The sequence below is a fragment of the Pseudomonas sp. Z2-11 genome (assembly GCF_054161305.1).
Genome location: NZ_CP096395.1, coordinates 1,629,494 through 1,650,291, shown reverse-complemented (window position 1 = coordinate 1,650,291; position 20,798 = coordinate 1,629,494). Strand labels below are relative to the sequence as shown.

General features: G+C 61.0%; 19 protein-coding genes. 9 read left to right on the top strand and 10 right to left on the bottom strand.

Annotated elements, in window-relative coordinates; all coding sequences use genetic code 11:
* Positions 1–39: 39 nt before the first annotated feature.
* From M1E16_RS07410 to sdhC, 4 genes are read right to left on the bottom strand one after another with little or no spacing between them, the layout of a single operon-like run.
* Positions 40–744 carry a succinate dehydrogenase iron-sulfur subunit gene (locus M1E16_RS07410; RefSeq protein WP_039594133.1) on the bottom strand — a complete coding sequence of 235 codons (705 nt, stop codon included), beginning with the start codon at positions 742–744 and terminating at the stop codon, positions 40–42.
* Between the two features lie 11 nt (positions 745–755).
* Complete coding sequence (gene sdhA, locus M1E16_RS07405; protein ID WP_458129549.1) at positions 756–2,528, bottom strand: succinate dehydrogenase flavoprotein subunit; 1,773 nt, start codon at positions 2,526–2,528, stop codon at positions 756–758.
* 3 nt (positions 2,529–2,531) lie between these two features.
* A complete protein-coding gene (gene sdhD / locus M1E16_RS07400) occupies positions 2,532–2,900 on the bottom strand; it encodes a succinate dehydrogenase, hydrophobic membrane anchor protein (RefSeq protein ID WP_003179222.1) in 369 nt (122 codons plus the stop codon).
* Entirely contained in the window at positions 2,894–3,268 is a 375-nt protein-coding gene (gene sdhC / locus M1E16_RS07395; RefSeq protein ID WP_003179220.1) for a succinate dehydrogenase, cytochrome b556 subunit, read from the bottom strand. Before sdhC ends, sdhD begins: the two co-directional genes overlap by 7 nt.
* Before the next feature lie 365 nt (positions 3,269–3,633).
* Between sdhC and gltA the strand changes: the two genes are divergently transcribed.
* The gene (gltA, locus tag M1E16_RS07390) at positions 3,634–4,923 is read left to right on the top strand and encodes a citrate synthase (protein WP_003172803.1); all 1,290 of its coding nucleotides are present in this window, start codon (positions 3,634–3,636) and stop codon (positions 4,921–4,923) included.
* A 330-nt stretch (positions 4,924–5,253) separates the two neighbouring features.
* Here the strand turns inward: gltA and M1E16_RS07385 are convergent, their stop codons facing one another.
* The 3 genes from M1E16_RS07385 to M1E16_RS07375 all read right to left on the bottom strand — a co-directional run bounded on the left by M1E16_RS07385 (position 5,254) and on the right by M1E16_RS07375 (position 8,393).
* Positions 5,254–6,912: a cation acetate symporter gene (locus M1E16_RS07385; RefSeq protein WP_434569409.1), complete on the bottom strand. Its 1,659-nt coding sequence runs from the start codon at positions 6,910–6,912 to the stop codon at positions 5,254–5,256.
* Positions 6,909–7,220, bottom strand: coding sequence for a DUF485 domain-containing protein (locus M1E16_RS07380; RefSeq protein WP_434603183.1), 312 nt, complete (start codon positions 7,218–7,220; stop codon positions 6,909–6,911). Before M1E16_RS07380 ends, M1E16_RS07385 begins: the two co-directional genes overlap by 4 nt.
* A gap of 318 nt (positions 7,221–7,538) precedes the next feature.
* Positions 7,539–8,393, bottom strand: coding sequence for a glycine betaine ABC transporter substrate-binding protein (locus tag M1E16_RS07375; protein WP_458129548.1), 855 nt, complete (start codon positions 8,391–8,393; stop codon positions 7,539–7,541).
* Positions 8,394–8,820: 427 nt separating this feature from the next.
* On the opposite strand from M1E16_RS07375, the gene M1E16_RS07370 reads away from it, so the two are divergent.
* Positions 8,821–10,119, top strand: a complete 1,299-nt coding sequence (locus tag M1E16_RS07370; RefSeq protein WP_434625282.1) for an alpha/beta fold hydrolase — start codon at positions 8,821–8,823, stop codon at positions 10,117–10,119.
* On the top strand, positions 10,112–10,900 hold the full coding sequence (locus tag M1E16_RS07365) for an MlaA family lipoprotein (RefSeq protein WP_434569412.1): 789 nt from the start codon (positions 10,112–10,114) through the stop codon (positions 10,898–10,900). The genes M1E16_RS07370 and M1E16_RS07365 overlap by 8 nt, the downstream gene beginning before the upstream one ends.
* 132 nt (positions 10,901–11,032) lie before the next feature.
* Here M1E16_RS07365 and M1E16_RS07360 read toward each other — a convergent pair whose 3' ends face one another.
* Positions 11,033–11,947 carry a DUF808 domain-containing protein gene (locus tag M1E16_RS07360; protein ID WP_458129547.1) on the bottom strand — a complete coding sequence of 305 codons (915 nt, stop codon included), beginning with the start codon at positions 11,945–11,947 and terminating at the stop codon, positions 11,033–11,035.
* 131 nt (positions 11,948–12,078) lie between these two features.
* Here M1E16_RS07360 and M1E16_RS07355 point away from each other — a divergent pair, with 131 nt between their 5' ends.
* Positions 12,079–12,684 carry a TetR/AcrR family transcriptional regulator gene (locus M1E16_RS07355; protein ID WP_305496116.1) on the top strand — a complete coding sequence of 202 codons (606 nt, stop codon included), beginning with the start codon at positions 12,079–12,081 and terminating at the stop codon, positions 12,682–12,684.
* A 130-nt stretch (positions 12,685–12,814) separates the two neighbouring features.
* Here M1E16_RS07355 and M1E16_RS07350 read toward each other — a convergent pair whose 3' ends face one another.
* Both M1E16_RS07350 and M1E16_RS07345 read right to left on the bottom strand, forming a co-directional pair.
* Complete coding sequence (locus M1E16_RS07350; protein ID WP_458129546.1) at positions 12,815–13,273, bottom strand: REP-associated tyrosine transposase; 459 nt, start codon at positions 13,271–13,273, stop codon at positions 12,815–12,817.
* Positions 13,274–13,486: 213 nt separating this feature from the next.
* Positions 13,487–13,927 (bottom strand): GlcG/HbpS family heme-binding protein, encoded by a 441-nt coding sequence (locus M1E16_RS07345; RefSeq protein WP_458129545.1) that lies wholly within the window; start codon positions 13,925–13,927, stop codon positions 13,487–13,489.
* Between the two features lie 266 nt (positions 13,928–14,193).
* Here M1E16_RS07345 and gcl point away from each other — a divergent pair, with 266 nt between their 5' ends.
* The 5 genes from gcl to pyk all read left to right on the top strand — a co-directional run bounded on the left by gcl (position 14,194) and on the right by pyk (position 20,781).
* Entirely contained in the window at positions 14,194–15,969 is a 1,776-nt protein-coding gene (gene gcl, locus M1E16_RS07340; protein ID WP_305496119.1) for a glyoxylate carboligase, read from the top strand.
* Between the two features lie 130 nt (positions 15,970–16,099).
* Positions 16,100–16,882 carry a hydroxypyruvate isomerase gene (gene hyi, locus M1E16_RS07335; RefSeq protein ID WP_458129544.1) on the top strand — a complete coding sequence of 261 codons (783 nt, stop codon included), beginning with the start codon at positions 16,100–16,102 and terminating at the stop codon, positions 16,880–16,882.
* A gap of 164 nt (positions 16,883–17,046) precedes the next feature.
* Positions 17,047–17,937 carry a 2-hydroxy-3-oxopropionate reductase gene (locus tag M1E16_RS07330; RefSeq protein WP_458129543.1) on the top strand — a complete coding sequence of 297 codons (891 nt, stop codon included), beginning with the start codon at positions 17,047–17,049 and terminating at the stop codon, positions 17,935–17,937.
* A 158-nt stretch (positions 17,938–18,095) separates the two neighbouring features.
* Positions 18,096–19,376 carry a glycerate kinase type-2 family protein gene (locus M1E16_RS07325; protein WP_458129542.1) on the top strand — a complete coding sequence of 427 codons (1,281 nt, stop codon included), beginning with the start codon at positions 18,096–18,098 and terminating at the stop codon, positions 19,374–19,376.
* Entirely contained in the window at positions 19,366–20,781 is a 1,416-nt protein-coding gene (gene pyk / locus M1E16_RS07320) for a pyruvate kinase (RefSeq protein WP_305496123.1), read from the top strand. Before M1E16_RS07325 ends, pyk begins: the two co-directional genes overlap by 11 nt.
* Positions 20,782–20,798: the final 17 nt, after the last annotated feature.

Below are 20,798 nucleotides of genomic sequence, written 5' to 3'. Positions count from 1 at the left end.
CTTTACGGGTACAGCGGTTCTACGGGTACAGCAGCTGAATCACACGCCGTTTTGCAGCAGCATGTTACGTACGTGACCGATGGCCTTAGTCGGGTTCAGGCCTTTCGGGCAGACGTTGACGCAGTTCATGATCCCGCGGCAGCGGAATACGCTGAACGGGTCATCCAGTGCGGCCAGACGCTCGGACGTCTTGGTGTCACGGCTGTCTGCCAGGAAGCGATACGCTTGCAGCAGGGCGGCCGGGCCCAGGAATTTGTCCGGGTTCCACCAGAACGATGGGCACGAGGTCGAGCAGCAGGCGCACAGAATGCACTCGTACAGACCGTCGAGCTTTTCACGCTCTTCAGGAGACTGCAGACGCTCGATGGCCGGAGCCGGCGTGTCGTTCTGCAGGAATGGCTTCACCTTCTCGTATTGCTTGTAGAAGATGCTCATATCGACGACCAGGTCACGGATGACCGGCAGACCTGGCAGCGGCCGAACGATCAGCTTGTTGCCCTTGACCACCGCCGACAGCGGCGTGATGCAGGCCAGGCCGTTCTTGCCGTTGATGTTCATGCCGTCGGAGCCGCAAACGCCCTCGCGGCACGAGCGACGATAGGAAAAACCTTCGTCCTGCTCTTTGATCAAGGCCAGCACGTCCAGCACCATCAGGTCTTTACCACCGGTATCGACCTGGAAGTCCTGCATGAACGGCGCGGCGTCCTGATCAGGGTTGTAGCGATACACACTGACTTGCAACATAGCGGTCACCCTTAATAAGTCCGGACTTTAGGTTCGAAAGTCGGAACAGTCTTCGGCGAGAAGTTCACGGCACGCTTGGCGACGCGTTTTTCACCCGGGAAGTACAAGGTGTGGCACAGCCAGTTTTCGTCGTCACGGTCTTCGAAGTCTTCGCGGGCATGGGCACCACGGGACTCTTTACGCACTTCAGCCGCGATGGCGGTGGCTTCGGCCACTTCCAGCAGGTTCTGCAGTTCCAGCGCTTCGATACGGGCAGTGTTGAACGCCTGCGACTTATCGTTGATCTTCACGTTGGCGATTCGTTCACGCAATTGCGCCAGCTGGGCAATACCCTTCTGCATGTATTCGCCGGTACGGAACACACCGAAGTAGTTCTGCATGCAGCTTTGCAGCTCGCGACGCAGGGTGGCGACGTCTTCGCCTTCGGTACGCTCGTTGAGACCGGCCAGACGCTTGAGGGCCACGTCGATGTCGGTGTCGCTGGCGTCGCGGTATTCGATACCGTCGGTCAGCGCTTTTTCCAGGTGCAGACCGGCAGCGCGGCCGAATACCACCAGGTCGAGCAGCGAGTTGCCGCCCAGGCGGTTGGCACCGTGCACCGATACGCACGCCACTTCACCCACTGCGAACAGGCCAGGGATGATTGCGTCCACGCCTTCGGCGTTCTGGGTGATTGCCTGGCCATGAATGTTGGTGGCAACGCCGCCCATCATATAGTGGCAGGTTGGAACCACTGGAACCGGCGCAACGACTGGATCGACGTGAGCGAAGGTCTTGGACAGTTCGCAGATACCTGGCAAGCGGCTGTGCAGCACTTCTTCGCCGAGGTGGTCGAGCTTGAGCATCACGTGGTCGCCGTTCGGGCCACAGCCGTTACCGGCAATGATCTCTTTAACCATCGAACGAGCCACGACGTCACGACCGGCAAGGTCCTTGGCGTTCGGAGCATAACGCTCCATGAAACGCTCGCCGTGCTTGTTGATCAGGTAACCGCCTTCACCACGGCAGCCTTCGGTGACCAGTACACCAGCGCCGGCGATGCCGGTCGGGTGGAACTGCCACATTTCGATGTCCTGCACCGGCACGCCGGCACGCAGGGCCATGCCGACGCCGTCACCGGTGTTGATCAGGGCGTTGGTGGTGGACGCGTAGATACGGCCCGCACCGCCGGTCGCCAGCACGGTGGCCTTGGCGCGGATGTAGGTGGTTTCGCCGGTTTCGATGCAGATCGCGATCACGCCGACGAAGGCGCCGTCCTGGTTCTTCACCAGGTCGACAGCGTAGTACTCGTTCAGAAACACGGTACCGGCTTTCAGGTTGCCCTGATAAAGGGTGTGCAGCAGTGCGTGACCGGTACGGTCGGACGCAGCGCAAGTGCGTGCAGCCTGGCCGCCCTTGCCGTAGTCCTTGGACTGGCCGCCGAACGGACGCTGGTAGATACGGCCCTGTTCGGTACGCGAGAACGGCATGCCCATGTGGTCCAGCTCGTAAACAGCAGCCGGGCCTTCCTGACACATGTATTCGATAGCGTCCTGGTCACCGATGTAGTCGGAACCCTTGACGGTATCGTACATGTGCCAGCGCCAGTCATCGTTCGGGTCGGCCGAAGCGATGGCGCAAGTGATGCCACCCTGGGCGGAAACAGTGTGCGAACGGGTCGGGAAAACCTTGGTGATCACGGCAGTCTTGTGACCGCCCTGTGCCAGTTGCAGCGCTGCGCGCATGCCGGCACCGCCACCACCAATGATGATGGCGTCGAAAGAAATCGTTGGAATGTTAGCCATGAATCAGATACCCCAGAGAATCTGCACACCCCAGACGAAGTAAGCGAACATCGCAACGCCGCATACTGCCTGGAAGAGGAAACGTACGGCAGTCGCCGACTTGCCGAACGCCATCTGCGTCAGGTAGTCGGTCGCGATGGTCCACATGCCGACCCAGGCGTGAGCGCCGAGTGCGACGAGTGCCAGCAGACTGAAGATACGCATCCAGTTGTTTGCAAACAGTTCGTGCCATTGGGCATAGCCCAGGCCGGGGTTGGCTACCACATATCCGATCAGGAAGATGAAATAAGCCGCGAGAACGACCGCAGAGACACGCTGCGCCATCCAGTCATAGAGGCCCGAACGCGAAAGGTTCGTGACGTTGGTTACCATATCCAGACTCCTGCCAGAACGATCAGCACCGCAGACACGGCGATAATGATTTTCGAGCCCAGCTTGCCGCCTTCCAGCGTCTCACCGATGCCCATGTCCATGATCAAGTGGCGCACGCCGGCTACCAGGTGATACAGCAAGGCGGACAGGATGCCCCAAATCACTAGCTTGGCTAGCGGACTGGTCAGACACGCTTTCACCTGACCGAAGCCTTCTTCCGAATCGAGCGACTTGTCCAATGCATAAAGCATGATGGCCAGGCTGACGAAGAGGATGACACCGGAAATACGGTGAAGAATGGACGTGTAAGCAGTGACTGGGAGTTTGATGGTCCTTAGGTCTAGGTTTACAGGTCGTTGGCTTTTCACGGCTTTTTTTTCACACTGAAGAGCCCCTAACAATCAGGGCAAAGTTGTTGGGGCGCGCACTGGTCAGGTACTCACCACCCAGGGAGTGACGACCCCCAAGAAAGCAGGCCCAAAAGCCCCTGGCGGTCGGTGGCCGAGTATAGACAGTTAGGCTACTAATGACAACGCGTTCACCTTCCCCTAATAGCGCATTGCACATGCAGGGCAAAAGGCGTAAACGGCAGGCAATTTCGCGGAAAAAGTCCGGTTAAAGCCTTCTGGAGCAAGACTTTAGGCAAATTGACATTCGGATTTATCTCACTATAGTGGTGCGGGCCCTGCGTGGGGGGTCTGTCTGATGATTCCAAGCATTAATAGGAGGCCACATGGCTGACAAAAAAGCGCAGTTGATCATCGAGGGCGCAGCCCCCGTCGAGCTGCCCATTTTAACCGGCACCGTTGGTCCCGATGTAATCGACGTACGGGGCCTGACGGCCACGGGCCGTTTCACCTTTGACCCAGGTTTCATGTCGACCGCCTCGTGCGAGTCGAAAATCACCTATATCGACGGCGACAACGGCATCCTGCTGCACCGCGGCTACCCGATCGAGCAACTGGCTGAAAAATCGGACTACCTGGAAACCTGCTACCTGCTGCTCAACGGCGAGCTGCCAACCGCAGAGCAAAAGGCCCAGTTCGTCAGCACCGTGAAGAACCACACCATGGTTCACGAGCAGTTGAAGACCTTCTTCAACGGCTTCCGTCGCGATGCCCACCCGATGGCCGTCATGTGCGGTGTTGTCGGCGCCCTTTCGGCCTTCTACCACGACTCCCTGGACATCAATAACCCCCAGCATCGCGAAATCTCCGCGATCCGCCTGGTGGCGAAGATGCCGACCCTGGCAGCCATGGTCTACAAGTACTCCATGGGCCAGCCCATGATGTACCCGCGCAATGACCTGACCTATGCAGAGAACTTCCTGCATATGATGTTCAACACCCCGTGCGAGATCAAACCGATCAGCCCGGTGCTCGCCAAGGCCATGGACCGCATCTTCATCCTCCATGCCGATCACGAGCAGAACGCCTCCACGTCCACCGTGCGCCTGGCCGGCTCGTCGGGTGCCAACCCGTTCGCCTGTATCGCCGCCGGTATCGCCGCGCTCTGGGGCCCTGCCCACGGCGGCGCGAACGAAGCGGTACTGACCATGCTCGATGAAATCGGCGATGTCTCGAACATCGACAAGTTCATCGCCAAGGCCAAGGACAAGAACGATCCGTTCAAGCTGATGGGCTTCGGCCACCGGGTCTACAAGAACCGCGACCCGCGCGCCACCGTCATGAAGCAGACCTGCGACGAAGTGCTCAAGGAACTGGGGATCAAGAACGATCCGCAACTCGAACTGGCCATGCGCCTGGAAGAGATCGCCCTGACCGACCCGTACTTCATCGAGCGCTCGCTGTACCCGAACGTCGACTTCTACTCGGGGATCATCCTCAAGGCGATCGGCATTCCGACCAGCATGTTCACCGTGATCTTCGCCCTGGCGCGGACCGTCGGCTGGATCTCCCACTGGAAGGAAATGCTCTCCAGCCCGTACAAGATCGGCCGCCCTCGCCAGCTGTACACCGGCTACGAGTCGCGTGACATCACCAAGCTGGAAGACCGCAAGTAAGGCTTGCCTTGCAATAGATCCCAAGCTGCACCGAAACAGCCCCCGCTTCTTATATAAGAGCGGGGGCTGTTTTGTTTATGCCTCTTTTTATCTGATGCGGAAGCCGCATTGGCAGACCCGACGCTATCGCGAGCAAGCTCGCTCCCACAGTTGGCCTGTTGTGAACCCCAGGCTTGTGTTCACTGGAGATCCCCTGTGGGAGCGAGCTTGCTCGCGATAGCGGCAGGCCTGCGCTCATAAATCCCACACAAAAAAAATACCCCGGCCTCTCGACCGGGGTATTGCATCAAACACTACGCTTCAACTTGAAGCTTTCAACTTGCCGCTGCCTCAGTGATTCACTGCCCCACTCGCCCCCAGGCCAGTCTGCGAACGCACGAATTGCGGGAAGAACAGCGCCCGCTCGTTTGCACCTTCAGCCGACTTGTCGGTGATGGAGAAGAACCAGATGCCGACGAACGCAATGGCCATCGAGAACAGCGCTGGGTATTCGTACGGGAAGATCGCCTTCTCGTGACCCATGATCTGCACCCAGATGGTCGGGCCGAGGACCATCAGGCCCACGGCACTGACCAGGCCCAGCCAGCCGCCGATCATCGCGCCACGGGTGGTCAGTTTCTTCCAGTACATCGAAAGCAGCAGTACCGGGAAGTTGCAGCTCGCCGCGATGGAGAACGCCAGGCCCACCATGAACGCGATGTTCTGCTTCTCGAACAGGATACCCAGGCCGATCGCTAGCACCGCCAGACAGATAGTGGTGATTTTCGAAACCCGAATCTCATCCTTCTCGTTGGCCTTGCCTTTCTTGATCACGCTGGCATACAGGTCATGGGACACCGCCGAGGCACCGGCCAGGGTCAGCCCCGCTACCACCGCCAGGATGGTCGCGAACGCCACCGCCGAGATGAAGCCCAGGAAGATGCTGCCGCCAACCGCGTTGGACAGATGCACCGCCGCCATGTTGTTGCCGCCCAGCAAGGCACCTGCCGCGTCCTTGAAGGCCGGGTTGGTGCTGACCAGCAGGATCGCGCCGAAGCCGATGATGAAGGTCAGGATGTAGAAGTAGCCGATGAAGCCGGTGGCATACAGCACGCTCTTGCGAGCTTCCTTGGCGTCGCTCACGGTGAAGAAGCGCATCAGGATATGTGGCAGGCCAGCGGTACCAAACATCAGCGCCAGGCCAAGGGAGAAGGCCGAGATCGGGTCCTTCACCAGGCCGCCAGGGCTCATGATCGCTTCACCCTTAGGGTGAACCTTGACCGCTTCGGCAAACAGCATGTTGAAGTCGAAGTTGACGTGCTTCATCACCATCAGCGCCATGAACGAAGCACCCGACAGCAACAACACGGCCTTGATGATCTGTACCCAGGTGGTGGCCAGCATGCCGCCGAACAGCACGTAGAGGCACATCAGGATACCGACCAGGATCACCGCAACGTGGTAGTCCAGGCCGAACAGCAGCTGGATCAGCTTGCCGGCACCGACCATTTGCGCGATCAGGTAGAACGCCACCACCACCAGCGAACCGCAAGCCGACAGGCTGCGGATCTGGGTTTGCCCGAGGCGATAGGACGCCACGTCGGCAAAGGTGTATTTACCCAGGTTGCGCAGACGCTCGGCGATCAGGAACAGAATGATCGGCCAGCCCACCAGGAAGCCGATGGAGTAGATCAGGCCGTCATAACCGGACGTGAACACCAGCGCGGAAATACCCAGGAAGGACGCCGCCGACATGTAGTCGCCGGCAATCGCCAGGCCATTCTGGAAGCCGGTGATCTTGCCGCCGGCCGCATAGTAGTCGGCCGCCGAGTTGTTTTTCTTGGATGCCCAGTAGGTGATGTACAGAGTCGCGCCGACGAAGGCCACGAACATCAGGATAGCCGCGACGTTGAGGGGCTGTTTCTGCACAGCCCCCGCCACGGCATCAGCCGCCCAGACGCTCGGTGCGAACGCAGCGATGCTCAAAAGAGCCAGTAGACGCCGGATCATTGCTGAGCCTCCTTGAGAATCGCATTGTTCAGGTCGTCGAACTCGCCATTGGCGCGTCGTACGTAAATGCCGGTCAGCACGAAAGCCGAGAGAATCAGGCCGATCCCGATGGGAATGCCCCAGGTGATGGTGGACTCCGGGGATATCTTGGCCCCGAGAATGTGCGGCCCGTAGGCAATCAGCAGGATGAATCCCGAGTAAAGCCCTAGCATGATCGCCGAGAGAATCCAGGCGAACTTTTCCCTTTTACTCACCAGCTCCTTGAAGCGCGGGCTGTTTTGTATCGAGAGGTAAATGCTGTCGTTCATTGTTTTTATCCTCGCAGCACAGATTTAAGTTGGAACGACCCTACTCTATGCGGCTCAAGGCCAGGTTCCAGACGACCTTAGTATTAGAACGACATGACGGTTTTGCCAGTTTCCCGGATATTTTCGCAATTGCCCGTGCCCTCTGTGGGAGCGAGCCTGCTCGCGAAAGCTGCTTGCGGGTCAAATGCAAGGTCAGCTGGCAGATCGCTTCGCGAGCAGGCTCGCTCCCACAGGGGTGCGTCAAATTCAAGAATCACGGGCACAAAAAAACCGCATGAACAACTCATGCGGTTTTTCGGAACAGTCAGACCAGGCCGATTACTTGCCGGTCCACTCCTTCACGCGGTCCGGGTGCTTGGCAACCCAATCCTTGGCGGCGGCGTCCGGCTTGGCGCCTTCCTGGATCGCCAGCATGACTTCACCGATTTCGTCTTTCGAGGCCCACTGGAACTTCTTCAGGAACGCGACCACTTCCGGCGCCTTGGCTTCCAGGCCTTTGCTGCCGATGCTGTTTACGGTTTCAGCCGCGCCGTAGACACCCTTCGGATCTTCCAGGAAGCGCAGTTTCCACTTGGCGAACATCCAGTGCGGCACCCAACCGGTGACGGCGATGGACTCTTGTTTCTTCTCGGCACGGGTCAGCTCGGCGATCATGCCGGCGCCGGAACTGGCCTTGAGTTGATAACCGGTCAGGTCGTAGTCCTTGATCGCCTGTTCGGTCTTGAGCATCACGCCTGAACCGGCGTCGATGCCGACGATGCGTTTCTTGAAGGAATCGTCGGTCTTGAGGTCTTCCAGCGACTTGGCCTTGACGTACTCCGGCACGATCAGGCCGATCTTGGCGTCCTTGAAGTTCGGGCCGTAGTCGACCACGTTGTCCTTGTTTTTCGTCCAGTAGTCACCGTGAGTCACCGGCAGCCAGGCCGAAAGCATTGCATCGAGCTTGCCGGTGGCCACGCCCTGCCACATGATCCCGGTCGCCACCGCTTGCAGCTTCACGTCATAACCGAGTTTCTGCTTGATCACTTCGGCCGCCACATGGGTGGTCGCGACGCTGTCGGACCAGCCGTCGACATAACCAATGCTCAGGGTTTTGGTTTCGGCGCTGGCCAGGGTGGAGCTGATCGCCAGTACCAGTGCGGCACCTGCGCCCAAGAGTCGTCGCATCTTCATCGTTACTTCCCCGAAAGTGCTGCGCCCGACGGATGCCGAGCAGCGTCAACGTATTGTTATGGTGCACAGCGCCCCCATCACGCTCACCTGCAAACCGGTTCGAACGCCAGTGGAGTACTGACAGGCTGATCATCAACCTGCGCCGATCTGGAACCTGCTCTGTCTGCGACCCTGAGGCAGCGAGAAACGACATCAGAAAGCCAGCAAGCCATTCCGGGCGTTTCAGACCGCGGATTTCGATCAAATCTTGCATGCCTGAACCAGGCGAGCCGCCAGGTCACTAGCGGTCACCACGCCTCAACGTGTATCGTCCCGCTACTATCGCGACCCGTCCGCGCTTGTTTTGCAGCCGTCATGGCACTTGGCTTCACTTCGGTGGTCATAGGCTGCGAACTTCATTCGGCACCTTCCTCTAAGGGATCCAGACATGCTCCGTTCCTTGCGCTTCGCTGCCCTCGCCGGCGGCCTTATCCTGAGTGCGTCCGCGCTGGCGGTGGATGTCGACGCCGCCAGCTATGGCTACCCCTTGACCAACCCGTTCGAGGCGACCATCGCCACCACGCCGCCGGACCTGCGCCCGGAGCTGCCGCTGAATGAGGACATCAACCAGTCGGACCAGAGCCTGACCCTGCGTCCGGAGCGCGAATTCATCCTGCCGGACAATTTCTGGCCGGTGAAAAGCCTCACCTACCGCATGGCCACCCAAGACAAACCCGCGCCGCTGATCTTCCTGATCGCCGGCACCGGCGCGCGGTATGACAGCACACTCAACGAGTATTTGAAGCGCCTCTACTACAAGGCCGGCTACCACGTGGTGCAGCTATCATCGCCCACCAGTTTCGACTTCATGAGTGCCGCTTCGCGCTTCGCCACACCGGGCATCACCAAGGAAGACGCCGAAGACATGTATCGCGTGATGCAGGCCGTGCGCGCGCAAAATCCGAAAGTGCCCGTCACCGAGTACTACCTGACCGGCTACAGCCTCGGCGCCCTGGACGCGGCCTTCGTTGCGCACCTGGACGAGACCCGGCGCAGTTTCAACTTCAAGAAAGTCTTGTTGCTGAACCCGCCAGTGAACCTCTACACCTCAATCACCAACCTGGACAAGCTGGTCCAGACCGAGGTCAAGGGCATCAACAGCACCACGACATTCTATGAACTGGTACTGAACAAACTGACCCGCTACTTCCAGCAGAAAGGCTACATCGACCTCAACGATGCCCTGCTCTATGACTTCCAGCAGTCCAAGCAACACTTGAGCAACGAGCAAATGGCGATGCTGATCGGCACCTCGTTCCGTTTCTCGGCGGCCGACATCGCCTTTACCTCAGACCTGATCAACCGTCGCGGCCTGATCATCCCGCCGAAGTTCCCGATCACTGAAAGCACCAGCCTGACGCCGTTCCTCAAGCGCGCGCTGCAATGCGATTTCGACTGCTACCTCACCGAGCAGGTGATCCCGATGTGGCGCGCGCGCACCGACGGCGGCAGCCTGCTGCAACTGGTTGACCAGGTGAGTCTGTACGCGTTGAAGGATTATCTGCAGGCCAGCACGAAAATCGCGGTGATGCACAACGCCGACGATGTGATTCTCGGCCCGGGCGACCTCGGCTTTCTGCGCAAGACTTTTGGCGACCGCCTGACCGTTTATCCACTGGGCGGCCATTGCGGCAACCTTAACTACCGCGTCAACAGCGACGCCATGCTGGAGTTCTTCCGTGGCTAAATACCTCCTGCTTATCGCCGCGTTAATGAGCGCGGGCATGGCCCACGCCGATGACAGCAAGGCCAATGCCCCCGTGGTGGTGGATTCGGACGGCTTCAAGGAGCCGCTGACCAAACTCAAGTTCAACCCCGGCCTGGATCAGCGCGAATTCGAACGCTCGACGCTCAACGCCCTGAACGTCTACGACCCGCTGGAATCGTGGAACCGCCGCGTCTACCACTTCAACTACCGCTTTGACGAATGGGTCTTCCTCCCTGTTGTCGACGGCTACCGCTACGTCACCCCGAGCTTCGTGCGCACCGGCGTCAGCAATTTCTTCAACAACCTGGGGGACGTCCCGAACCTGATGAACAGCCTGCTGCAATTGAAGGGCAAGCGTTCGATGGAAACCACGGCGCGCCTGCTCCTCAATACCACCGTAGGCATCGCCGGCCTCTGGGACCCGGCCACGGCCATGGGCCTGCCGCGTCAGAGCGAGGACTTCGGCCAGACCCTGGGTTTCTATGGTGTGCCCGGCGGCGCGTATTTCGTGCTGCCGATCTTCGGTCCTTCGAACCTGCGCGACACTTCGGGCCTGCTGGTGGATTACACCGCGGAATCGGCGATCAACTTCCTGAACGTCTCGGAGGTCAGCTCCAACCACCCGGAACTGCTGCTGTTGCGCGGCGTGGACAGGCGCTACCAGACCAGCTTCCGCTACGGGCAGCTGAACTCGCCGTTCGAGTATGAGAAGGTGCGGTACGTGTACACCGAGTCGCGCAAGTTGCAGATCGCCGAGTAACTTTCGGACACCGCAAAACCCATTGTGGGAGCGAGCTTGCTCGCGATGGCGTCGGTTCAGCTACATTTGCATTGGCTGATACACCGCTATCGCGAGCAAGCTCGCTCCCACAGTTGTTTTGTGTTGCCGGATTCAGCCTTTCAGCGCTTTCCAGATTTTGCCCACGACGAGCACACCCGCCAACACTGCAGCCCCCCCGACAATTCCCGCCACCGCATTGAGCAGCATCGGCACGATGAACCCGGCGCCGCCGGCACCAGCCGCCACGCCTTCGATCCAGTGATGCACCGCCGGTACGCCATGGGTCAGGATGCCGCCGCCCACCAGGAACATCGCCGCCGTACCGATCACCGACAGGCTTTTCATCATGTAGGGCGCGGCGCGCAGGATGGCGCCGCCGATGCTTTTGGCGGCCTGGCCAGGCTTTTGGGTCAGCCACAAGCCCAGGTCATCGAGCTTGACGATCCCCGCCACCAGGCCGTACACGCCGACAGTCATGACAATCGCAATGCCCGACAGCACGATAACCTGCTGGGTCAGCGGCGCATCGGCGACAGTGCCAAGGGTGATGGCGATGATTTCCGCCGAGAGAATGAAGTCGGTGCGAACCGCGCCTTTGATCTTGTCCTTTTCGAAGGCCACCAGGTCCACCGCCGGGTCGGCCACCGCCTCCACCAGTTGCGCATGCCCGGCCTGGTCTTCAGCCTTGCTGTGAAGGAACTTGTGGGCGAGTTTTTCGAACCCCTCGAAACACAGGTAGGCACCGCCCACCATCAACAGGGGTGTCACCAGCCAAGGCACGAAGGCACTGATTGCCAGCGCCGACGGCACCAGGATCAGCTTGTTGATGAAGGAACCCTTGGCCACCGCCCAGACCACCGGCAGCTCCCGCTCGGCCCGCACACCAGAGACTTGCTGGGCATTGAGCGCCAGGTCGTCGCCGAGCACGCCGGCGGTTTTCTTGGCGGCCATCTTGGTCATCAGCGCCACATCGTCGAGCACGGTGGCGATGTCGTCGATCAAAACCAGCAAACTGCTTCCAGCCATGGAGGGGCTCCTTGAACAATAATGCTGCGCAGCATACCGCGAGCGGCGCCGCCTTGGGGCATTCTTGAGCGGCCCGCGAGGCCGGTGCTACCATGCGCCACCGCCAGAACCGGCAAGGAACCCCAGGGTTTATGAGCACTATCCGCGAGCGCAACAAAGAACTGATCCTGCGTGCCGCCAGCGAAGAGTTTGCCGACAAGGGCTTCGCCGCGACCAAAACCAGCGACATCGCGGCCAAGGCGGGCCTGCCCAAACCCAACGTCTATTACTACTTCAAATCCAAGGAAAACCTCTACCGCGAGGTCCTCGAAAGCATCATCGAGCCGATCCTCCAGGCCTCCACGCCCTTCAACGCTGACGGCGAGCCGGGCGAAGTATTGAGCCACTACATCCGCTCCAAGATCCGCATCTCCCGCGACCTGCCCTTCGCCTCGAAAGTCTTCGCCAGTGAAATCATGCACGGTGCCCCGCACCTTAGCGCCGACCTGGTCGAACAACTCAACGCCCAGGCCCGGCACAACATCGACTGCATCCAGACCTGGATCGACCGCGGCCAGATCGCTCCCATCGACCCCAACCACCTGATGTTCAGCATCTGGGCCGCCACCCAGACCTACGCCGATTTCGACTGGCAGATCAGCGCCGTGACCGGCAAGGCCAAGCTCGACGAAGCGGATTACGAAGCGGCGGCGCAGACGATTATCCGGTTGGTTTTGAAGGGGTGTGAGGTGGGCTGAATCACCGCGGCGCCCCATTCGCGAGCAGGCTCGCTCCCACAGGGGATCTGCAATTCTCATACATTTTGTGTCGGTCGCCAGACCTTGTGGGAGCGGGCTTGCTCGCGATTGGCGGCGACTCGATTTCATGTCAAAGCCAAATGGCATCCCACAGCGGATAGTCGCCAAGCCGCTTCACCAGGCCTGCCCGCAGTGGGTTGGCGACGACATAGCGCGCCATTATTTTCAGATCTTCGTCCCGACGCAACGCCCGATCATGGTAGCCCGCCTGCCAAAGGCTGCCGGCCCTGCCAGTCGCCTCATTGATCCCCTTGGCACTGATGGATTTTACTTGGCACATCAACTGCCCCAAGGACCCTTGATGCAGTCGAATCAACCAATGGACATGATCAGGCATGACGACAAATGCGAGGGAGTCCGCGATGCCCTGCTCTTGTGCCTCCCTGAACTCCTGAACGACGATCCTGCCCAAACCATGGTCTTTGAAGACCGGTTCGCGCGCCAGCGTATTGGCAGTCAATAAGTAGATGCGATTTTGCTCCGCATAGCGACCGATACGCAGGCGATGTGAAGCTGAGCGTGCAGGCATTCCGTCGCCCTCCTTCCCTAACGAATCCTGAAAGGTTAGCGCTGGGAAATGAAGTGTCGTGGTCAGCTTTTTTGCCGGATGTGTAGGGTCGATTGCATTCGCGAGCAAGCCCGCTCCCACAGGGGATCTGCGATGTCCATACATTTTGTGTCGGTTACCAGACCCTGTGGGAGCGGGCTTGCTCGCGAATACGCCAGTCGATTCAGCGCATGATCAAACAGCAACCCCCGCATCCGCCCTCAACCCCGACACCTCCACCGCCCTGAGAGCCACCTGCTCATCCACATCCGAAACATCCCCGCTGACACCAATCGCCCCCAGCACCTTCCCGTCCTGATCCCTGATCAACACTCCGCCCGGTGCCGGCACGATGTTGCTTTGGCCCAAGCCATTCAAAGCGGCAAAGAACGCCGGGCGCTGCTGGGCGTCCTGGGCCAGCAGGCGTGAGCCCTTGCCCAGAGCGATCGCGCCCCAGGCCTTGCCGATAGCGATTTGCGGGCGCAACAGGCTCGCGCCGTCCTCGCGCTGCAAGGCTACGAGGTGTCCGCCGCTGTCCAGGACCGCGACGGTCAAGGGGGCTGCGCTTATCTCGCGGCCTGCGGCAAGGGCTTGCCCCGCCAGGCTGACGGCGATTTTCAAGGTGAGATCGCTCATGGGTGCTGTCCTTCTTTAGTCATGGGAGAGCCTCGAGGCTTTACTTTCAGCAAAACCGAATTCAGCAAATAGAACACAACAAACATAGTTTTTGTATACAATATTTTTCACTATCCGCATTAAACGACAAAAGGCATCAGTAAATCTGGCATCTGGCGAACCAAACAGCTGCTTGAGAAAATCAATTGACCTTAGCCGCCTGCCGTGAATAAACTCCGATCCACAGCCACTTGTATACAATTACAAAACGTAAGAGGCACAAAACAATGAGCAAAATGAGAGCAATCGAAGCCGCCGTCCTGGTGATGCGCCGTGAAGGCGTGGACACCGCCTTCGGCATCCCGGGTGCCGCGATCAACCCGCTGTACTCTGCCCTGCAAAAGGTTGGCGGCATCGATCATGTCCTCGCTCGCCACGTTGAAGGCGCCTCGCACATGGCCGAGGGCTACACCCGGACCAAGGCCGGCAACATCGGCGTGTGCATCGGTACTTCGGGGCCGGCGGGCACTGACATGGTCACTGGCCTCTACAGCGCTTCGGCCGACTCGATTCCGATCCTGTGCATCACCGGGCAAGCGCCCCGCGCCCGCATGCACAAGGAAGATTTCCAGGCGGTGGATATCACCAGCATCGTCAAGCCCGTGACCAAATGGGCGACTACCGTGCTGGAGCCGGGACAGGTGCCCTACGCCTTTCAGAAGGCTTTCTTCGAGATGCGCTCCGGCCGTCCGGGCCCGGTGCTGATCGACTTGCCGTTTGACGTGCAGATGGCCGAGATCGAATTCGACATCGACGCCTATCAGCCGCTGCCCCTGGCCAAGCCGGCCGCCAACCGAGTGCAGATCGAGAAGGCCCTGGCGATGCTGAATCAGGCCGAGCGCCCATTGCTGGTGGCGGGTGGCGGCATCATCAATGCCGATGCCAGCGACTTGCTGGTGGAGTTTGCCGAGCTCACCGGCATCCCGGTGATCCCGACCTTGATGGGCTGGGGCACGATCCCGGACGATCATCCGTTGATGGTCGGCATGGTCGGCCTGCAAACCTCGCACCGCTACGGCAACGCCACCTTGCTCAAGTCGGACGTGGTGCTGGGCGTCGGCAACCGTTGGGCCAACCGCCACACCGGTTCGGTGGACGTCTACACCGAAGGCCGCACATTCATTCACGTCGACATCGAACCGACCCAGATCGGCCGGGTGTTCACCCCCGACCTGGGTATCGTTTCCGACGCAGCCTCGGCCCTGACCGTGTTCATCGAAGTGGCCCGCGAATGGCAAGCCGCCGGCAAGCTGAAGAACCGCAGCGCCTGGCTTCAGGATTGCCAGCAACGCAAGGCCAGCCTGCAGCGCAAGACCCATTTCGACAACGTGCCGGTGAAGCCGCAGCGCGTCTATGAGGAAATGAACCAGGTGTTCGGCAAGGACACCTGCTATGTCAGCACCATCGGTCTGTCGCAGATCGCCGGGGCGCAGTTCCTCCACGTCTACAAACCACGCCACTGGATCAACTGCGGCCAGGCCGGTCCCCTGGGCTGGACCATTCCGGCCGCGCTGGGAGTGGTCAAGGCCGATCCGGATCGCAAGGTCGTGGCGCTGTCGGGCGACTATGATTTCCAGTTCATGATCGAAGAACTGGCGGTGGGTGCGCAATTCAAGCTGCCCTACATCCACGTCGTGGTGAACAACTCCTACCTGGGCTTGATCCGCCAGGCCCAGCGCGGCTTCGACATGGACTACTGCGTGCAGTTGTCGTTCGACAACCTCAACGCCCCGGAGCTCAACGGTTATGGCGTGGACCACGTCGCCGTGGCCGAGGGCCTGGGTTGCAAGGCATTGCGGGTGTTCGAGCCGTCAGGTATCCAGCCAGCGCTGCGCAAGGCCCAGGAGATGATCGAAGAGTTCAGGGTGCCAGTGATCGTCGAGATCATCCTTGAGCGGGTGACCAACATTTCCATGGGCACCGAGATCAACGCCGTCAATGAATTTGAAGACCTGGCGCTGGTGGGCAACGATGCACCCACCGCGATTTCATTGCTCGACTGACCTTCTCCTGTGGGAGCGAGCCTGCTCGCGAAGGCGATCTACCCTTCATTGAATGTTGAATGACATACCGCTTTCGCGAGCAGGCTCGCCCCCACAAGGGAGGCCTGCCCACTATTTACTGGAGACCACCATGCCGCGTTTCGCCGCCAACCTGTCCATGCTGTTTACCGAGCAGGATTTCCTCGCCCGTTTCGAAGCGGCCGCCAAGGCCGGTTTCAGTGGTGTCGAATACCTGTTTCCCTACGACCACAGCTCCGCTGAACTCAAGACCCTGCTCGATGCCCATGGCCTGACCCAGGTGCTGTTCAACCTGCCGGCCGGCGACTGGGCCAAGGGTGAGCGCGGTATCGCCTGCCTGCCGGATCGGGTCGAGGAGTTCCGCGCCGGGGTCGACCTGGCGATTGCCTATGCCAAGGTGTTGGGCAACACCCAGGTCAATTGCCTGGCCGGGATCCGTTCGCAGAAGTGCGACGAAGCGCTGGCGGAAAAAACCTTCGTCGCCAATCTGAAGTACGCCGCCGAAAAGCTCCAGGGCGCCGGCATCAAGCTGGTGATGGAAGCCATCAATACCCGCGACATCCCGGGTTTCTTCCTGAACAACACCGCCCAGGCCCTGTCGATCCGCGAACAGGTGGGCAGCGCCAACCTGTTCCTGCAATACGACATCTATCACATGCAAATCATGGAAGGCGACCTGGCCCGGACGCTGTCGGCGCACCTGGGCGAGATCAACCATGTGCAACTGGCGGACAACCCGGGCCGCAACGAGCCCGGCACCGGAGAGATCAATTATCGGTTCCTGTTCGAACACCTGGATCGCATTGGTTATCAGGGTTGGGTCGGCTGCGAATACAAGCCGCTCACCACCACCGAAGCGGGACTGGGCTGGTTGAAAAGCCATAACGCGATCTGACCTGACACGAGCTTTTGTGGCGAGGGAGCTTGCTCCCGCTCGGCTGCGAAGCAGACGCATGTTTTTTCACCGATGGATTTCTGGGGCCGCTTGGCGGCCCAGCGGGAGCAAGCTCCCTCGCCACAGAGTCCGCGGGGCATCTTAAACAAGAGAGGATTTTCCACATGGCTAAAATCGGATTCATCGGCACCGGCATCATGGGCCACCCCATGGCACTGAACCTGCAAAAGGCCGGTCACAGCCTGTTCCTGACCCAGCATCACGACGCTGCCCCGGCCGACCTCGTGGCAGGCGGCGCGGTGGCGCTGGCCAACCCGAAGGAAGTCGCCCAGGAGGCCGAGTTCATCATCGTCATGGTCCCGGACACACCGCAGGTCGAGGATGTGCTGTTCCGCGCCGATGGCGTAGCGGCCGGCGTGGGCGCGGGCAAGGTGGTGATCGACATGAGTTCGATCTCCCCCACCGCCACCAAGGCGTTCGCGGCGAAGATCAATGAAAAAGGCGCGCAGTACCTCGACGCCCCTGTATCGGGCGGTGAAGTCGGCGCCAAGGCCGCGACCCTGAGCATCATGGTCGGTGGCGACAGCGCCGCGTTCGAGCGCGCGCTGCCACTGTTCCAGGCGATGGGCAAGAACATCACCCTGGTGGGCGGCAACGGCGATGGCCAGACCGCCAAGGTGGCGAACCAGATCATCGTCGCGCTGAACATCCAGGCCGTGGCCGAGGCCCTGCTGTTCGCCTCGAAGAACGGCGCCGACCCGGCGAAGGTCCGTGAAGCGTTGATGGGCGGTTTCGCCTCGTCGAAGATCCTCGAAGTGCACGGTGAGCGCATGATCAAGGGCACCTTCGACCCGGGCTTCCGCATCAGCCTGCACCAGAAGGACCTGAACCTGGCCCTGCAAGGCGCCAGGGAGCTGAACATCAACCTGCCCAACACCGCCAACGCCCAGCAAGTGTTCAGCACCTGCGCGGCCATGGGTGGCAGCAATTGGGACCACTCGGCGTTGATCAAGGGGCTGGAGCATATGGCCAATTTCTCGATTCGCGACAAATAGGCCCTGCCCTGCCCTGCCCTGCCCCTGTGGGAGCGAGCCTGCTCGCGAAGCGGTGTGTCAGTCAACGCTTGATTGGCAGGTTGACCGCCTTCGCGAGCAGGCTCGCTCCCACAGGTAACCGAGTCGCCTCAGCCAATAATAAAAATCGGGAGCCCGCCATGTCGGTCGATCCGCAACAATTGCTGCGCGAGCTGTTTGCCACGGCCATCGACGCGGCCCATCCGCAGCACGTCCTCGAACAGTACCTGCCCGCAGACCGCAGCGGTCGGGTGATCGTCATCGGTGCCGGCAAGGCCGCCGCGGCCATGGCGCAAGTGGTCGAGCGCTGCTGGCACGGCGAAGTCAGCGGCCTGGTGGTGACCCGCTACGGCCATGGCGCGCCCTGCGAGAAAATCGAAGTGGTCGAGGCCGCTCATCCAGTACCGGACGCCGCTGGCCTGGAAGTGGCCGGACGGGTGCTCGAACTCGTCAGCAACCTCAACGAAGACGACCGGGTGATCTTCCTGCTGTCCGGCGGGGGCTCGGCGTTGCTGGCCTTGCCGGCGGCCGGCATCACCCTGGCCGACAAGCAATCGATCAACAAGGCCCTGCTCAAGTCCGGCGCCACCATTGGCGAGATGAATTGCGTGCGTAAGCACCTTTCGGCGATCAAGGGTGGCCGACTGGGCAAGGCCTGCTGGCCGGCCACCGTCTACACCTACGCGATTTCCGATGTGCCCGGCGATCTCGCCACGGTTATCGCCTCCGGCCCCACCGTGGCCGACCCCAGCACTTCGGCCGACGCGCTGGCGATTCTCAAGCGCTACGGCATCGAGATCCCGGCCTCGGTGCGCACCTGGCTGCAAAGTCCGGAATCGGAGACCGTCAAGCCCGGCGACCCGAGCCTGGCGCGCAGTCATTTCCAGCTCATCGCCCGCCCTCAGCAATCCCTCGAAGCCGCGGCGGTGAAAGCTCGCCAGGCCGGTTTCAGCCCATTGATCCTCGGTGACCTGGAAGGCGAATCCCGGGACGTGGCGAAGGTCCACGCCGGCATCGCCCGGCAAATCGCCCTGCACGGCCAGCCCTTGGCTGCGCCGTGCGTGGTCCTCTCCGGCGGCGAAACCACGGTCACCGTGCGCGGCAATGGCCGTGGCGGGCGCAACGCCGAGTTCCTGCTGAGCCTGACCGACAGCCTCAAGGGCCACCCCGGCATCTATGCACTGGCGGGCGACACCGACGGCATCGACGGCTCCGAAGACAACGCCGGCGCCATCATGACCCCGGACAGCTATCGCCGCGCCACCGAGCTGGGCCTGAACGCCAGCGATGAACTGGATAACAACAACGGCTACGGCTACTTCGCCGCGCTGGACGGGTTGATCGTCACCGAGCCGACCCGCACCAACGTCAACGATTTTCGCGCCATCCTGATCCTCGAGAACCCGAAAAATGACGCCTGACAAGAAGGTCAAGATCCTCGCGACACTCGGCCCCGCCACCCGTGGGATCGATGACATCCGCGAACTGGTGCAGGCCGGAGTGAACATCTTTCGCCTGAACTTCAGCCACGGCGACCACGCCGACCACGCCCAGCGCTACCAGTGGATCCGCGAAGTCGAGCAGCAGCTCAATTATCCGCTGGGCATCCTGATGGACCTGCAGGGACCAAAACTGCGGGTCGGCAAGTTCGCCGATGGCAAGGTGCTGTTGCAACGCGGTCAAGCCTTGCGCCTGGACCTGGACCCGACGCCGGGCGATCAGCGTCGGGTGAACCTGCCCCACCCGGAAATCATCGCGGCGCTGGAGCCGGGCATGGACTTGCTGCTCGATGACGGCAAGCTGCGCCTGCGGGTAACCGCCAGACACACCGACGCCATCGATACCGAGGTGCTCAACGGTGGCGAACTGTCGGACCGCAAGGGCGTGAACGTGCCCCAGGCCGTGCTCGACCTGAGCCCGCTGACCGCCAAGGACCGCCGCGACCTGAGCTTCGGCCTGGAGCTGGGCGTGGACTGGGTGGCGCTGTCATTCGTACAGCGTGCCGAGGACATCCGCGAAGCCCGCGCACTGATCGGCGACAAGGCGTTCCTGATGGCCAAGATCGAGAAGCCCTCGGCCGTCGCGCAACTGCGGGAAATCGCCGAACTGAGCGACGCGATCATGGTTGCCCGAGGTGACCTGGGCGTCGAGGTGCCGGCCGAGAGCGTGCCGCAGATTCAGAAAAACATCATCGGCACCTGCCGCGCCCTCGGCAAACCGGTGGTGGTGGCGACACAGATGCTTGAGTCGATGCGCTTCTCCCCGGCGCCGACCCGCGCCGAAGTCACCGATGTCGCCAACGCCGTGGCCGAAGGTGCCGACGCGGTGATGCTGTCGGCGGAAACCGCCTCGGGCGACTATCCCCTCGAAGCTGTGCAGATGATGAGCAAGATCATCCGCCAAGTGGAAAACGGCCCGGACTACCAGGCACAACTCGACGTCAGCCGACCGAAAGCCGAGGCCACGGTGTCGGACGCCATCAGTTGCGCGATCCGCCGGATCAGCAACGTGCTGCCTGTGGCGGTGCTGGTCAACTACAGCGAGTCGGGCAGCTCCAGCCTGCGCGCGGCGCGGGAACGGCCGACGGTGCCGATCCTCAACCTGACGCCCAACCTGCAGGCGGCCCGTCGCCTGACCGTCGCGTGGGGCGTGCATTCGGTGGTCAACGATCGGCTGCGGCAGGTGGACGAAGTGTGTTCCACCGCGCTGGAAATCGCCCAGGCCCAGGGCATGGCCCAGCGTGGCGACACCCTGCTGATTACCGCCGGCGTGCCGTTCGGGCAGCCGGGGTCGACCAACTCGCTGCGTATCGAGACCCTCATCTAGCGCCTGTACTGGCTCCT